Below are 13,656 nucleotides of genomic sequence, written 5' to 3'. Positions count from 1 at the left end.
ATGTGCCCATAGTATTAAACCGGCAAATATCATTTTTCACTCCAGTCAGAGTTTTCACTCGACAGCTCTGGCAGTCGCAAACACCTGCGGTGCCCCTACGGGGTTGGGTGCTCCTTTGTCGCCATCGAGTGAAAGCTCCCTCACAGATGTGGGTTAATGGTTGCCGGAGCAATACTCTAAATGTGTCTCGCTGCGTCGTTGAAAAGGATGTGAAAAACTCGATGGTTATCATGGGAATCGATCCGGGAAGCCGGAACCTCGGATACTGCTTTCTCCATTATGAAAGGGGGAAGATGGAGCTTTTGGAGGCGGGGTTGCTGAAAATTGCACCGGGGACGCTCCAGGAGCAGATTGTGGAGTTGGCCGAGGGGCTGGACCTTCTACTGAAGAAGCAGCATCCCGATGAGGTGGCTATCGAGGATATCTTTTATGCTTTCAACCCCAAGACGGTCCTGAAGCTGGCCCAGTTTCGGGGGGCTTTGAGCCTCAAGGTGCTCCAGGAGGTGGGTTACTTCTACGAGTATACGCCGCTGCAGGTCAAAAAGGCGCTGACGGGCAACGGTAAGGCGGCCAAAGAGCAGGTGGCCTTTATGGTCAAACGGCTTTTGGGGATCCGTCGGGAAATCAAGCCTCTGGATATCACCGACGCTATGGCCATTGCCATTACCCACGCCCAGCGGGTGAGGCTGAGAAAATAAATTAAAGTTAAAGGAGAAAAAAATGAGTCAAGAAGAGACGATTTACGATCTGATCATTATCGGAGGAGGTCCCGGGGGGATCGGCACGGCGATCGAGGCACGGGCTCTGGGGATCGAAAAGATCCTGCTTTTGGAAAAGAGTGACAACCACTCCGACACGATCCGTAAATTCTACAAGGACAACAAGCGGGTGGACAAGGATTGGCAGGGGCAGATCGTGGAGATGGAGGGGAGCATCCCCTTCATGGACGGGACCAAGGAGAGTACCCTGGACTTCTTCGACTGCCTCATCGATCAGCACGTCATCGACAGCCACTTTAATTGCGAAGTGGACAAGATCACCAAAGAAGAGGATGGGATCTTCACCGTCCGGGCCGGCTGCGGAGAGTTCCGCGGGCGCTATATCGTCATCGCCATCGGACGGATGGGAAAACCCAACAAACCCTCCTACAAGATTCCCCCTTCTATCAGAAAGAAGGTCAATTTCAATCTCGACCAGTGCGACAAGGGAGAGAAGATCCTTGTCGTCGGCGGGGGGGATACCGCGACGGAGTATGCGGTGGAGCTGGCAGAATCGAACGATGTGACGCTGAACTACCGCCGGGAGGAGCTGACCCGTCCCAATCCCACCAATCAGAAGCTGATCAAGGAGGCATTTGAGAGCGGGAAGGTCCGTCCCAAACTGGGGGTGGATATCGAAGGCCTGGAGAATGAGCACGGGAAGGTCAAAGTCCACTTCAAAGACGGGAGTGAAGAGGTCTACGACCGGGTGATCTATGCCATCGGAGGCACCACCCCCGTAGATTTCCTCAAAAACGCCAACCTGCAGCTGGATGCGACGGGTGAGCCGGTCTTCAAGGAGAATCTGGAAACCAGTGTCGAGGGGATCTACATTGCGGGAGATATCGCCTTCAAGAGCGGCGGCAGCATCGCCATAGCCCTAAATCACGGTTACCGCATCGTCCAGGATATCATTTCCCAAGGGAAACTCAAGCTCAACAAACAAGACATCAGTACGGTCTGTCAAAAGAAATGACGCCGTCTCTTACGCTCTTTGCGTAGGGGGTTGAGGCGTTTTTCCGGCACTCTGAAGCTTGCCTTCTTGTGCCCCTCCATCGATTCCCAGATCATTTTGTCGTAGAGATAGATATCGTAGAAGAAATAATCCTTTTTCCCCTCCCGGCGCACCGTGAAATAGACGATATGGACGGGAATCGCCTTTTTCAGGCGGATGGTCGTCGGTTTGTTGCTGGCTAAGATCTCTTGAATCTTTCCTTCCGAGTAGTTTCCCCGGGCGTAATGGAGCAACAGGTCCATAAAATCGAAAGGCTTGGCAACCCGCATACACCCGGAACTGAAGACGCGATAGCGGTAGCCGAAGAGCTTTTTGTTGTCGGTATCGTGGAGATAGACCGAGTATTTGTTGGGAAACATAAATTTGACCCGTCCCAAGGCGTTTTGATCGCTGGGGAATTGGACGAAACGGTAGGGGATGGGCCGGGTATCGTGTTCATAGCTGAAGAGCTTCTCGAAGTCGAGTTCGACCTCGGGTGCGTTGGGTTTGTAGCTGGTATAGACGTGGATGTTGTGCTTTTGCAGATAGTCGGGCTCTTTTTTCAGCATCGGGATCAGATCCCGGCGGACCAGATTGTCGGGGATGGTCCAGGTGGGGTTGAGGACCATATAGGTCATTTTGCTGTCGAAGATGGGCGTCGGCCTGTCGATGCGTCCCACCACCACATCACTGCTGAAGATCGGTTGTCCGTTGCGATAGAAGCGCATCTTGAATTCGGGGACATTGACTTCGACATAGTCGGGTTCCCAACGGTGCGGGTAGAGTTTGAGTTTCTCCAGATTGACCAGGATCTTCCGGAGGTACTCCTTCTTCGTCGTGTTGAGGGCCTGGATCACCTTGTTGTCCACGGTGTTGCCGGGAGGGAGCTTGAAACGGCTGCGGAAGCTGCGGATCGCTTGGGCAAAGGGGCGGTCGAATTGATTGTCTTCGGCAAAGTGTTTTGGATAATCGCCGAAAAATTTCAGCATCCGCTTGATCTGGGGGATACGGCTGTCGGTGCTGTTGATGCGCAGGGTCCGGCCGTAGGAGAGTTTGGGAAAGTTCGGCATCGTACGGTATTTGGCCAGTAGAGCCAGGAGCTTTCGGTAGCGTGGTTCCAGGGGGAGCTGCTTGCGAAGATAGGGAGCCAACTCTTTTTGATTGAGTACCTGGTAGAGCTCTTTGGTCTCGGGGAGCTTCTTGGGGCGGATATCCCAGGCTGCCTGGACATCCTGGGTCTCCTTGAGCCGTTTGAGCTTTTGCTGGACCAGAGGCCAATCCACATCCCCCACCCGAATAAAATGGAGCAGTCGCATCAGGGCGTCACTCATCAGCACATCGAGGCGTGCCCTGGCCGCGGGGACGTTGGCGGGAGGTAATTCTCCGTTGTCCAGGAGGAAAGAGAGGCGTTTGATCTCATTGAGATTGAAATCTTTGTGGTTGTAGTTGTAGAGCGGGTTCTCCAGGGCGTGGAGCAGCGCAGCGTAGTTGGCGGCATTTTCCGGACCCACCCAGAGCGCTTTGAAACCGTTGAGACGGTAGAGCTCCGCGATCTGCGTCCGGTAGGGGCTGTGGAGCTTCGAATCGAGGGTTGTCTGGATCTGCGTGCCGAGAAGATCGCTCTCTGGGGTAGGAGCGGGCGCTCCCATCAGGACTCCCCAGCCTAGAAATAGGAGTAGAAAAACTTTTTTTGTCATTATAAAACCTCAAATATGGATGATTTTTTTGTTTGTGGAAGCATATTGGATACAGGAAACGCTACTCTTCGAGCTCACGCTCCGGATAAAGGGACTCGTCGAAAAGGTATTTATGATCTTCGGGCAGGTGATCGTAGAGGGTATAGGCCAGTTTTCGTATCTCCCAGAGAGCGCTTTTGTTACTCCGCAGCGTCAGGAAATTCTGCAGGCTTCGGGCATTGATGGTCCAGGTCAGTTCGGTCTTGTAGGATTCGGGGAGGGCGAATTTGGCATAGTCGTTGCTCACTCCCTCTTTGAGCAGGGCTTGCAGGTTGTTCAGGGCCCGGATCGATGCCCGGTCCACCGCCTCGTGATGGGTCAGGACGATAAAGCGGGAGGCTCCTTCGAAATCCTCTTCATCGAAGGGGGCGCACTCCTTGAGCTCTTTGAGGGTGTAGCGGGTGCTTTTGACGCTGAGGCTGGCCATACGGTGACGGGCCAACTCCTGGAGCAGGGCCCGGCTTACTCCCTGGATATAAAAGGTATAAACCAGATGCTCCAGGGTCGAGGCGTGTTTGTATTTGTTGCCCACCCGGTCGATCAGCGCCCGGTCCTTCTCCCCGCCTTCGTCGCTTTTGTCGAAGCTCTGCCAACAGGTACGAATGGCGTGGGCACAGACCTCCAACGGTGTGTAGTGCAAAAGACTGACCTGCATCCCTTCTCCCTCTCTAAAGTGCTACAATTGTGCACAATTATAGCTAAATTGATTAATCGAGGATGGGCAAAAATAATGGGGCCTTATGATCGTTTTTTTCCGCTGGAAGAGGATTTTCGTGAACCTTTTTCCCGGGATCGGGACCGGGTATTGCACTGCGGTTCTTTTCGCCGTCTGGAGTACAAGACCCAGGTCTTCCTCAATCACGAGGGGGATTATTTCCGCACCCGCCTGACCCACACTTTGGAGGTGAGTCAGATCGCCCGGACTCTGGCGAGGCAATTGGGTCTGGATGAGACCCTGGCGGAGGTGATCGCCCTCTCCCACGACCTGGGCCATACCCCCTTCGGTCACGTAGGCGGGGACGAGCTGGACCGCCTGCTCAAAGAGGATGGCCACCCCAACGGTTTTGAGCACAATTTCCAATCCTTCCGGGTTTTGACTACCCTCGAGAAACGCTATAAAAACTTCGACGGCCTCAATCTCACCTTCGCTACCCTCGAAGGGGTTCTCAAACACTCCTACCCCTACGACAAACCCTTCTACCCCGACTGGATCCGTGAAGCCTTTGCTCTGGATCGGCACCCCTCCCTGGAGGCAATGATCGTCGATCATGCCGACGAGATCGCCTATACCAGCCACGATATCGACGACGGGATCAAATACGGCCTGATCGGTTTCGGGGATCTGGAGGGTTTGGAGATCGTCGATCGGGTTCACCGGATGGTGGCGCGCGAAGGAGTCGCTTGGGAGGATCATCTCTACCGTCATCGCTTCGTCGCTTCGCTTATCCGCCTTTTGGTGGAGGATTTCATTACCGCTTCCCAAAAAGGGGTCCAACGCTATCGCGGAGAGAGACCTCTCTGCGCCGCGATTCCCGCGGAAGAACCTCTCCCCGTCGGCTTCTCCGCCGAAACAGGCTCAGAACTCAAGCGCCTCAAAAAGCGGCTCTTTCAGCGCCTCTACCGCCACGAAAAGATCGTGCGGAATATGTACGCCGGAAAGCAGTGCGTGCGCGCTCTCTATCGTGCCTATGTCGAGGAACCGGATCTGCTTCCCTTTTCCCAGCGGGAGCTTTTCGACCGGCGCAATCCCCGCCGGGTCGTGGCCGATATGATCGCTTCTATGACCGATCGCTATGCGATGAAGAGTTACCACGAAATCTACGGGATCTCTCTGTAGTCGTTGGCCATTGGTCCTTAGTCGTTGGGATCATCCTAACAAATGCCGATGGAATTTCCGAATACATTCAGAATGATTCCGCCTGCAATTTTCTTTTGTAGTCCAAATTGGCTCTCATTACGATAATATGGGCCTTCAACGATCCACGACCAATGGCCCGCGACGATTTCGATATAATGCGCGCACTTTACGATAGGAACAAGAATGCAAAAAATCAAGAACATCGCCGTTATTGCGCACGTCGACCACGGCAAGACAACTCTGGTTGACGGATTGCTTCAGCAATCCGGGACCTTTGCCGCCCACCAGGAAGTGGACGAGCGGGTGATGGACAACAACGACATCGAAAAAGAGCGGGGGATCACCATCCTCTCCAAAAACACCGCCATCACCTACGGAGATCACAAGATCAACATCATCGACACCCCGGGCCACGCCGACTTCGGCGGCGAAGTGGAGCGGGTGCTCAAGATGGTCGACGGCGTTCTGCTGCTGGTGGATGCCCAGGAGGGGGTCATGCCCCAGACAAAATTCGTCCTCAAAAAAGCGATCGAACTGGGCCTCAAGCCTATCGTTGTCGTCAACAAGATCGACAAGCCCGCCGCCGAGCCCGAGCGGGTGGTCGATGAGGTCTTCGACCTGCTCGTGGCATTGGATGCCAATGACGAACAGCTGGAGTTCCCGGTGCTTTATGCCGCCGCCCGCGACGGCTATGCCAAATGGAATCTTGAAGATGAGAACAAAGATCTCACGCCCCTGTTTGAAGCGATCATCGAGCACGTCCCCTATCCCGAAGGATCAGCCGACGCTTCGACCCAGGCGCAGGTCTTTACGCTTGACTACGACAATTTCGTCGGGCGGATCGGGATCAGCCGGATCTTCAACGGTCGGATCAAAAAGGGTGACGAGTATACGCTCCTCAAAGCCGACGGAGAAAAGACCAAGAGCCGCGTAAGCAAGCTCATCGGTTTCCGCGGGTTGGATCGTGTCGAAATCGACGAGGCGGAAGCGGGCGATATCGTCGCCATCGCCGGATTCAACGACATCGACGTCGGAGATACGATCGCCGATTCCGCCAATCCTCAGCCTCTCGATCCTCTGCACATCGAAGAGCCGACCCTTTCAGTCATCTTCAGTGTCAACGACGGCCCGCTGGCGGGTACCGAGGGCAAACACGTCACCTCCAACAAGATCCGCGAGCGCCTCGAAAAAGAGATGGAGACCAATATCGCGATGAAGATGGAGCCCCTGGGGGATGCCAGCTTCAAAGTCTCCGGACGGGGAGAGCTGCAGATCGGCATTCTCGCCGAAAATATGCGCCGGGAAGGCTTCGAGTTTCTCATGGCCCGTCCCGAAGTCGTCATCAAAGAGGAGAACGGGGTTCGCATGGAGCCTTTCGAGCATCTGGTCATCGATGTCCCCGAAGAGCATCAGGGAACGGTCATCGAAAAGCTGGGTAAACGCAAAGCCGAGATGAGCTCCATGACCCCGATGCCCGACGGCACGGTCCGGATCGAATTCGAGATTCCCGCCCGGGGCCTCATCGGCTTTCGCAGCGAATTCCTCACCGATACCAAAGGTGAAGGGGTCATGAACCACTCCTTCCTGGAGTACCGCCCCTATACCGGCAGCGTCGAGAGCCGAACCCAGGGAGCGCTGGTCTCTATGGACAACGGTGTCGCAGTCGCCTTCAGCCTCTTCAACCTTCAGGCCCGTGGTACCCTCTTTATCGAGCCTCAGGCGAAGGTGTATAATGGAATGGTGATTGGAGAGAGCGCCCGTCCCGGTGACTTGGAAGTCAATCCCCTCAAAGGGAAACAATTGACCAACATGCGCACCAGCGGTGCCGACGACGCCATCAAGCTGGTCCCGCCCCGCAAAATGACCCTGGAGCAGGCGATGGAGTGGATCGAAGATGACGAATTGGTCGAAGTAACCCCCGAAAACATCCGCATCCGCAAAAAGTATCTCGATTCCGCCGCCCGCCGCCGGGCCGCCCGGGATAAGAAAGCCGCGGCGCAGAGCTGACTTTAGTCGCACGTCGCAAGCACGGGTCTGCGGCCCTCAAGTCGCAAGTGTTTTAGTCACTGGTCATTAGGCATTGGTCATTGGGGTCATTAAAGGCGATTAAAGAAGAAGGACAACCATTTCTGATCTCTCAGCAATCCATAATCCATAATCTTCCATCATCCATCATCCATCATCAATTGATATTCCCGCTCTGATCCCGCTCGTCCACGCCCAGTGGAAGTTGAAGCCGCCCCGATCCCCGTCCACGTTGAGGATTTCGCCGGCGAAATAGAGTCCGGGAACGAGTCGGGATTCCATCGTCTCCGGATCGACCTGAGTGACGTCGATGCCTCCGGTCGCCACTTCGGCGTAGCGGAAATCCCGGGTCTGAGTAACGGCAAGCTTGAGGTTTTTGACGGCATAGACGAGTCGGCCGATGCTTTTGCGGTTGAGTTGTGATTCGTCGGAGAGTTTGAGGCCGCTTTTCTCCAGGATGATCGGTACCAGTTTGCGATGCAGTACCCCTTCCAGCCAAAGATCGATCGGGAGCCGGCGATGGGGATCGATACGCTTTGTCAAGAATGCTGTCAAGCGCTCTTTACTCCATTGGGGCAGGAGGTCGATAAGCAGGTCACAGGGTTCCCATTCTGCCAGTCTCAGGCTCGCCTCCCGGCTCAGATCCAAAACCGCCAAACCGCTTACCCCGTAATCGGTAAAAAGCAGATCGCCATCCTTCTCTTTGACCGTCTGTCCCGATGCCGCCAGTCTGACTCTGGCACGGACTTTGACCCCCGCCGCCTTTTTGGGCCAAGCCTCTTCGCTCTCCAGCGCCACCAGGGCCGGACGGGGCGGGATGAGTCTGTGGCCCAGACTCTGAGCCATAAGCATTCCTCTGTTGCTGCCGCCCAGCTGGGGTGCGGCGGGCGCTCCCCCGGCCAGGAGCAGGGAGATATCCCGAAAAATTCCGCAGCTGCTTTTTATGAGGAAGCCCTCTTTTTCTTTGATGATCTCTTCTACGTGACAATCGGTGACAAGCTTCACACCCAGACGTTGACATTCCCTTGTCAAGAGCTTGACGACACTGGCAGCCTGGCGTCCCATCGGAAAGAGTTTGCCCTCCTCTTCCTCTTCCACTTCGAGCCCCAGGCTCTGCAAAAAGCCGGAGATACGTTCAGCATCGAATCCTTTGAGGGCTTTGCGAAGAAAATCGGGATCGTTGGAATGAAAACGATGGGGCTCGGGATGGTGGTTGGCAATGTTGCAGCGGCCGTTGCCGCTGACCAGGATCTTTTTGCCCGGTTCTTTGTTCTGCTCCAGCAGGGTAACTTGCATCCCTCTTCTTGCCGCCGTGATGGCTGCCGCCAAGCCCGCGGCACCGGCACCAACGATCAGCATCGGGTATTGCCCGATGTCGAAGTGAGGAGTGAGAAGTGAGGAGTGAGGAATTTTTCGTTTTTTGTTCGCATATGGCATTATAACGTCCGATTCATCATCCATCATCCAAAATCCGACATTTCCAAAGGAGCCTTGATGTCCGCCCTCGTCGAATTTGCTATGTTCCCCACCGACCAGACCGAATCCAAGAGCGCCTTTGTGGCGCGGGTCCTCGATCTCGTCGATCGCAGCGGTTTGCCCTATCAGCTCACACCTATGGGGACCATCATCGAAGCCGAAACGGTCAGCGAGATTTTTACCCTGATCGAAAAAGCTCATGCCGAATTGGAATCCGATTGCAACCGCATCTACAGCGTGCTCAAGATCGACTATCGCAAAGGGCCGGTAGGTCGGCTGCAGAAGAAAAAAGCCTCCGTCGAAGCCAAGTTGGGAAGGAAGCTCAACGGGTAGCTGCGCTATAATCCGATATATTTACACAGGAGCGTCGAAGATGATGTGTGCCGAGCGGATGCAGCGTATTTTTCTGGCCATTATTTTGGGAATCAATATGGGATTGGCGGTCAGCCAACCCCGGATCGCCTTTCTCGTACAGTTGGCGGTGATCGTTCTGCTGCTGGTCGGCGGTTTTACCGGCAAGTGTCTCTCCCTCGAGATTCTGCGGCAGTTCATCCCTCCCTGCGACGCTGACGGAAAGGAGCCCAAATGAGCAATGAAAAGATAAGCTACAAGGATGCCGGTGTCGATATCGATGCCGGGAATCAGTTCGTCGAAGCGATCAAGGCGGAGGTCAAATCGACTTTCGATGAGAATGTCATCGGGGGTATCGGCTCTTTCGCCGGGGCCTACGCACTCCCCCAGGGGTGCCGGGAGCCGGTCCTCCTCTCCGCCACGGACGGGGTGGGGACCAAGCTCAAGCTGGCCATCGAGAGTGGCAAGCTCGACGGTGTGGGAATCGATCTGGTGGCGATGTGCGTCAACGACCTCATATGCAACTTCGGGACGCCGATGTTCTTCCTGGACTATTACGCCACCGGAAAACTCGTGCCCCGGGATGCTCAGAGAGTCATCGCCGGCATCGCCGAAGGGTGCCGCCGGAGCGAATGTGCTCTCATCGGCGGAGAAACGGCCGAGATGCCGGGGATGTACAGCGAAAAGGACTTCGATCTGGCCGGTTTCGCCGTGGGGATCGCCGAGCGCAGCGAAATGGACCGGATCAGCCTGGTGCGCCCCGGACAGATCCTTTTGGCCCTTCCCAGCTCGGGGATCCACTCCAACGGTTTCTCCCTGGTGCGCAAACTTCTTTTCGAAAAGCTGGGCCTCTCCTTTGACGAGGAGTTCGAGGGTCGTCCGCTGATCGATGTGCTGTTGGAACCGACCCGTATCTATGTCCGGGAGTTCAAAGCGTGCAAAGAGCATCTCGTGGCCCTGGCCCATATCACCGGCGGCGGGATCGTAGAGAACCTCCCCCGAGTCCTGCCCGAGAATGTCCACGCGGTCATCGACCGGTCCAAGATCCGCATCCTGCCGATCTTTGAATATATGGCCAACTACGTGGAGGAAGAGGAGATGTTCCGCACCTTCAATATGGGAGTGGGGATGATCTGGGTCGCAGAGCCCGAGCACGTCGACGCGATTTTGGAGCGGACCGATGCCTATGTCATCGGAGAACTGGTCAGTGGCGAGCGGGGTGTGACTCTGGCCTAGAGCTCTGATCGGGGAGTTGTCCCCTCTAAATTCTAATGCCGATCTGCTATAATCGGCCCCATTATAATCTGCACAAACGATCGTGACAAAAGGGTTTACAGTGAGTGAAAACATCATAGGCTATATCAATGACAGGGGAGAGCTTGTCGATACCCAGAGTGCTGGCGATTCCTGCGAAGGGTGCCGGGAGATTTTCTTTGACAATTCTCCGGAGGCGCTGGAGATCATCCGTCACTCCACAGCCCACCTGATGGCACAGGCGATCCGGGAACTCTATCCCGATGCCCAATTCTTCGTCGGGCCCGTCGTGGATGAGGGATTCTATTACGACTTCCGTACTTCCGAAAAGATCGGGGAAGAGGACCTCAAAAAGATCGAAAAAAAAATGAAAGAGCTGGTCAAAAAGAAGCTCCCCATCGAAAAGTACGAGATCAGCAAAGCCGAAGCGGTCGAAAAGTTCAAAAACGACGATCTCAAACAGGCGGTATTGAAAAACATCCCTTCCGAAACCGTCTCCATCTACCGCCAGGGAGATTTTGAAGATCTCTGCCGCGGTCCCCACGTCCCCAACACCCGTTTTCTGCACAACTTCAAGCTGACCCGGGTCGCGGGAGCCTATCTGGGCGGAGATGAGAATGCCGAGATGCTCACCCGCATCTACGGCATCGCCTTTGCCGACAAGGAGTCCCTCAAAAAGTGGCAGCAGATGATGGAGGAGGCCAAACGGCGCGATCATCGCAAGCTGGGCACCGAGCTCGAACTCTTTATGTTCAACGAAGAGGCCGGAGCGGGGCTGCCCTTCTGGCTCCCCAAGGGGGCGCGTCTGCGCAGCAAACTGGAGCAGATCCTCTGGCGCTCCCATCGTCGCCGGGGTTATGAGCCGGTCCGGGGCCCCGAGATTCTCAAAGCCGATATGTGGCGCACCAGCGGCCATTACGCCTGCTACGGGGAGAATATGTACCTGACGGAGATCGACGGCCAGGAGTACGGCCTCAAGCCGATGAACTGCATCGGACATATCCTGATCTTCAAAAACTCCACCAAGAGTTACCGGGACCTTCCGCTGAAATATTTCGAGTACGGCGTCGTCCACCGCCACGAAAAGAGCGGGGTGCTCCACGGTCTGCTGAGGGTGCGGGAATTCACCCAGGACGATGCTCATATCTTCTGTACCCCCGAACAGATCAAGCCGGTGGTTCTGGAAGTGGTGGAGTTCGTCGATGCGGTGATGAAGAAGTTCGGCTTCGAGTACACGATGGAGATCTCCACCAAGCCCGAAAAGGCGATCGGAGACGACGAAGTCTGGGAGGTAGCTACCCAGGCGCTTAAGGATGCGCTGGACGAGAACGGTTTGGAGTATGGGATCGACGAGGGGGGCGGAGCTTTCTACGGTCCCAAGATCGATGTCAAGATCACCGATGCCATCGGACGGAAATGGCAGTGCGGTACGGTGCAGGTGGATTTCAACCTCCCTGAGCGTTTCGACGTGGAGTATGTCGCCGAGGACAATACCCGCAAGCGTCCGGTAATGATTCACCGGGCGATCCTGGGAAGCTTCGAGCGCTTCATTGCCATCCTGACGGAGCATTATGCCGGAGAGTTTCCCTTCTTCATCGCCCCGACCCAGGTGATCTTCGTTCCCATTGCCGCGGAGCATACCGCCTATGCCAAAGAGTTGGCCGAAGCCCTGATGGAGCGGGAGATCGACAGCGAGATCTATGACCGCAACGATTCGCTGAACAAGCGAATCCGCCTGGCGGAGAAACAGAAAGTCCCCTACGTGGTGATCGTGGGAGATGAAGAGGTAAAAAACCGTTCCGTAGCCGTCCGGGACCGCCGTAAAAAGGAGCAGTACAATCTGTCAGCCGATGATTTTATGCTACAATTAAGCAAAGAACTTCAAGAAGGGAAAATTTGAGTAAACAACAGCGCAACACACGGGGGAAAAGAAGAGAGGACAGCGTCATTATGAATGACGCCATACGGGCACGCGAACTTCGCGTCGTCGGTGACGACAAAGAGCAATACGGGATCATCCCCCGGGCAGATGCGCTCAAGATTGCCGAAGAGAAAGGGCTTGACCTGGTCCTTATCTCCCCTGATGCCACTCCGCCGGTCGCCAAGATTATGGACTACGGGAAACATAAGTACCAGGTAGAGAAGAAGAAAAAAGAGGCGAAGAAAAACCAAAAGAAGATCGAAGTCAAAGAGGTAAAATTCTCTTGCAAGATCGCCGATAACGACATCGCCTACAAAGTCAAACATGCACGGGAGTTCCTTGAAAAGGGCAAACATGTCAAACTGAGGGTTTTCCTGCGGGGCCGTGAAATGGCCAATCCTGAATTGGGAGTGGAAGTCCTCAAACGTGTCTGGCCGATGATCGAAGATATCGGTGTTATGGAAAAAGCCCCTCACCAGGAGGGACGCTATATCACTATGTACGTGACTCCCAAGAAAGAAAAGTAACTTCATAATCGGACCCAAACGGGCCGATGACTCTCCAAATAATTTCCAAGTTTTTATTACGATCTAAATAGGTATTGATCCAGTTTGGAATAAAAGATATGTAGACCACTCTGGGATAGTGGAGGAGAAAAAAGCGGGAAGAGCCCCCGTTAACTGCGGCTGCCGGGTTTGACGGCTTCGCTTCCCTCTTTGCACATAGGGCACTCTTCCGGAGAATACATTTCGAATTCGAAATCATCCAGGGCGAAAAAAGGCTTATCGGCGGGGAGCTTGCACTCCGGCTTGGCTGCTTTGCCGCTTCCGCTGCGGCTGCAGAATCCCCGATTGGCCAGGGCGGCGAAACCTACGATCTCGGCCCCAAGGCTTTCGATGATCTTGGCCGCCTCCATCGCGGAACCGCCAGTAGTGATGATGTCTTCACAGATCAGCACTTTTTCTCCGGGGTGAACTTCAAATCCGCGACGCAGCTGCATCTGCCCCTCTTTGCGTTCAACGAAAATGGAGCGCACTCCGAGGGCTCGGGCAAGCTCGTATCCTGCCAGCACCCCGCCCAGGGCGGGAGCACAGACCGTTTCTACTTCGAGGCCGCTCTCTTGGATGAGTCGGGCCAGTTCCTTGGCCAGCAGCTCTGCACGCTTGGGATCCTCAAGAACCTTGGCACTCTGGAGATATCGGTTGGAGTGGTTGCCGCTGGAGAGGATGAAATGGCCCTCCAGCAGAGCGCCGGCGTCCTTGTAAATCTTTTCTACATCCATC

General features: G+C 55.1%; 13 protein-coding genes. 9 read left to right on the top strand and 4 right to left on the bottom strand.

From position 1 onward, the window contains the following. Window positions 1-221: 221 nt before the first annotated feature. Window positions 222-698 carry a crossover junction endodeoxyribonuclease RuvC gene (gene ruvC / locus NITSA_RS10720; protein WP_013555047.1) on the top strand — a complete coding sequence of 159 codons (477 nt, stop codon included), beginning with the start codon at window positions 222-224 and terminating at the stop codon, window positions 696-698. Between the two features lie 22 nt (window positions 699-720). Next, window positions 721-1,734 (top strand): NAD(P)-binding domain-containing protein, encoded by a 1,014-nt coding sequence (locus tag NITSA_RS10715; RefSeq protein WP_013555046.1) that lies wholly within the window; start codon window positions 721-723, stop codon window positions 1,732-1,734. Here the strand turns inward: NITSA_RS10715 and NITSA_RS10710 are convergent. Together NITSA_RS10710 and thyX are read right to left on the bottom strand one after the other, a co-directional pair. After that, window positions 1,722-3,449 carry a L,D-transpeptidase family protein gene (locus tag NITSA_RS10710; protein ID WP_013555045.1) on the bottom strand — a complete coding sequence of 576 codons (1,728 nt, stop codon included), beginning with the start codon at window positions 3,447-3,449 and terminating at the stop codon, window positions 1,722-1,724. The genes NITSA_RS10715 and NITSA_RS10710 overlap by 13 nt on opposite strands. Window positions 3,450-3,510: 61 nt before the next feature. Then, window positions 3,511-4,143, bottom strand: a complete 633-nt coding sequence (gene thyX / locus NITSA_RS10705; RefSeq protein WP_013555044.1) for an FAD-dependent thymidylate synthase — start codon at window positions 4,141-4,143, stop codon at window positions 3,511-3,513. Window positions 4,144-4,218: 75 nt separating this feature from the next. Here thyX and NITSA_RS10700 point away from each other — a divergent pair, with 75 nt between their 5' ends. After that, entirely contained in the window at window positions 4,219-5,325 is a 1,107-nt protein-coding gene (locus NITSA_RS10700; RefSeq protein WP_013555043.1) for a deoxyguanosinetriphosphate triphosphohydrolase, read from the top strand. 204 nt (window positions 5,326-5,529) lie between these two features. After that, complete coding sequence (typA, locus tag NITSA_RS10695) at window positions 5,530-7,353, top strand: translational GTPase TypA (RefSeq protein WP_013555042.1); 1,824 nt, start codon at window positions 5,530-5,532, stop codon at window positions 7,351-7,353. Between the two features lie 165 nt (window positions 7,354-7,518). Here typA and NITSA_RS10690 read toward each other — a convergent pair whose 3' ends face one another. Beyond that, window positions 7,519-8,730, bottom strand: coding sequence for a BaiN/RdsA family NAD(P)/FAD-dependent oxidoreductase (locus tag NITSA_RS10690; RefSeq protein ID WP_042204476.1), 1,212 nt, complete (start codon window positions 8,728-8,730; stop codon window positions 7,519-7,521). A 135-nt stretch (window positions 8,731-8,865) separates the two neighbouring features. Here NITSA_RS10690 and NITSA_RS10685 point away from each other — a divergent pair, with 135 nt between their 5' ends. The 5 genes from NITSA_RS10685 to infC all read left to right on the top strand — a co-directional run bounded on the left by NITSA_RS10685 (window position 8,866) and on the right by infC (window position 12,900). Beyond that, window positions 8,866-9,180, top strand: a complete 315-nt coding sequence (locus NITSA_RS10685) for an MTH1187 family thiamine-binding protein (RefSeq protein WP_013555040.1) — start codon at window positions 8,866-8,868, stop codon at window positions 9,178-9,180. Window positions 9,181-9,220: 40 nt separating this feature from the next. Continuing rightward, window positions 9,221-9,436, top strand: a complete 216-nt coding sequence (locus tag NITSA_RS10680; RefSeq protein WP_013555039.1) for a hypothetical protein — start codon at window positions 9,221-9,223, stop codon at window positions 9,434-9,436. After that, window positions 9,433-10,434, top strand: coding sequence for a phosphoribosylformylglycinamidine cyclo-ligase (gene purM / locus NITSA_RS10675; protein WP_013555038.1), 1,002 nt, complete (start codon window positions 9,433-9,435; stop codon window positions 10,432-10,434). Before NITSA_RS10680 ends, purM begins: the two co-directional genes overlap by 4 nt. Window positions 10,435-10,534: 100 nt before the next feature. Next, window positions 10,535-12,352 (top strand): threonine--tRNA ligase, encoded by a 1,818-nt coding sequence (gene thrS, locus NITSA_RS10670; protein WP_013555037.1) that lies wholly within the window; start codon window positions 10,535-10,537, stop codon window positions 12,350-12,352. Beyond that, window positions 12,349-12,900 (top strand): translation initiation factor IF-3, encoded by a 552-nt coding sequence (infC, locus tag NITSA_RS10665; RefSeq protein WP_013555036.1) that lies wholly within the window; start codon window positions 12,349-12,351, stop codon window positions 12,898-12,900. Before thrS ends, infC begins: the two co-directional genes overlap by 4 nt. Window positions 12,901-13,049: 149 nt before the next feature. On the opposite strand, the gene pyrE is transcribed toward infC, so the two are convergent. After that, complete coding sequence (gene pyrE, locus NITSA_RS10660) at window positions 13,050-13,655, bottom strand: orotate phosphoribosyltransferase (RefSeq protein WP_013555035.1); 606 nt, start codon at window positions 13,653-13,655, stop codon at window positions 13,050-13,052. Between the last annotated feature and the right edge of the window lies 1 nt (window position 13,656).

The organism is Nitratifractor salsuginis DSM 16511 (genome assembly GCF_000186245.1).
Classification (GTDB): Bacteria; Campylobacterota; Campylobacteria; order Campylobacterales; family Sulfurovaceae; genus Nitratifractor; species Nitratifractor salsuginis.
This window is presented reverse-complemented; position numbering and strand designations above follow the sequence as displayed.

Bases quoted from the DNA above. Each gene is read 5' to 3' on its own strand.
- ruvC (WP_013555047.1), top strand. From the start codon at position 222: ATGGTTATCATGGGAATCGATCCGGGAAGCCGGAACCTCGGATACTGC.
- NITSA_RS10715 (WP_013555046.1), top strand. From the start codon at position 721: ATGAGTCAAGAAGAGACGATTTACGATCTGATCATTATCGGAGGAGGT.
- NITSA_RS10710 (WP_013555045.1), bottom strand. From the start codon at position 3,449: ATGACAAAAAAAGTTTTTCTACTCCTATTTCTAGGCTGGGGAGTCCTG.
- thyX (WP_013555044.1), bottom strand. From the start codon at position 4,143: ATGCAGGTCAGTCTTTTGCACTACACACCGTTGGAGGTCTGTGCCCAC.
- NITSA_RS10700 (WP_013555043.1), top strand. From the start codon at position 4,219: ATGGGGCCTTATGATCGTTTTTTTCCGCTGGAAGAGGATTTTCGTGAA.
- typA (WP_013555042.1), top strand. From the start codon at position 5,530: ATGCAAAAAATCAAGAACATCGCCGTTATTGCGCACGTCGACCACGGC.
- NITSA_RS10690 (WP_042204476.1), bottom strand. From the start codon at position 8,730: ATGCTGATCGTTGGTGCCGGTGCCGCGGGCTTGGCGGCAGCCATCACG.
- NITSA_RS10685 (WP_013555040.1), top strand. From the start codon at position 8,866: ATGTCCGCCCTCGTCGAATTTGCTATGTTCCCCACCGACCAGACCGAA.
- NITSA_RS10680 (WP_013555039.1), top strand. From the start codon at position 9,221: ATGATGTGTGCCGAGCGGATGCAGCGTATTTTTCTGGCCATTATTTTG.
- purM (WP_013555038.1), top strand. From the start codon at position 9,433: ATGAGCAATGAAAAGATAAGCTACAAGGATGCCGGTGTCGATATCGAT.
- pyrE (WP_013555035.1), bottom strand. From the start codon at position 13,655: ATGGATGTAGAAAAGATTTACAAGGACGCCGGCGCTCTGCTGGAGGGC.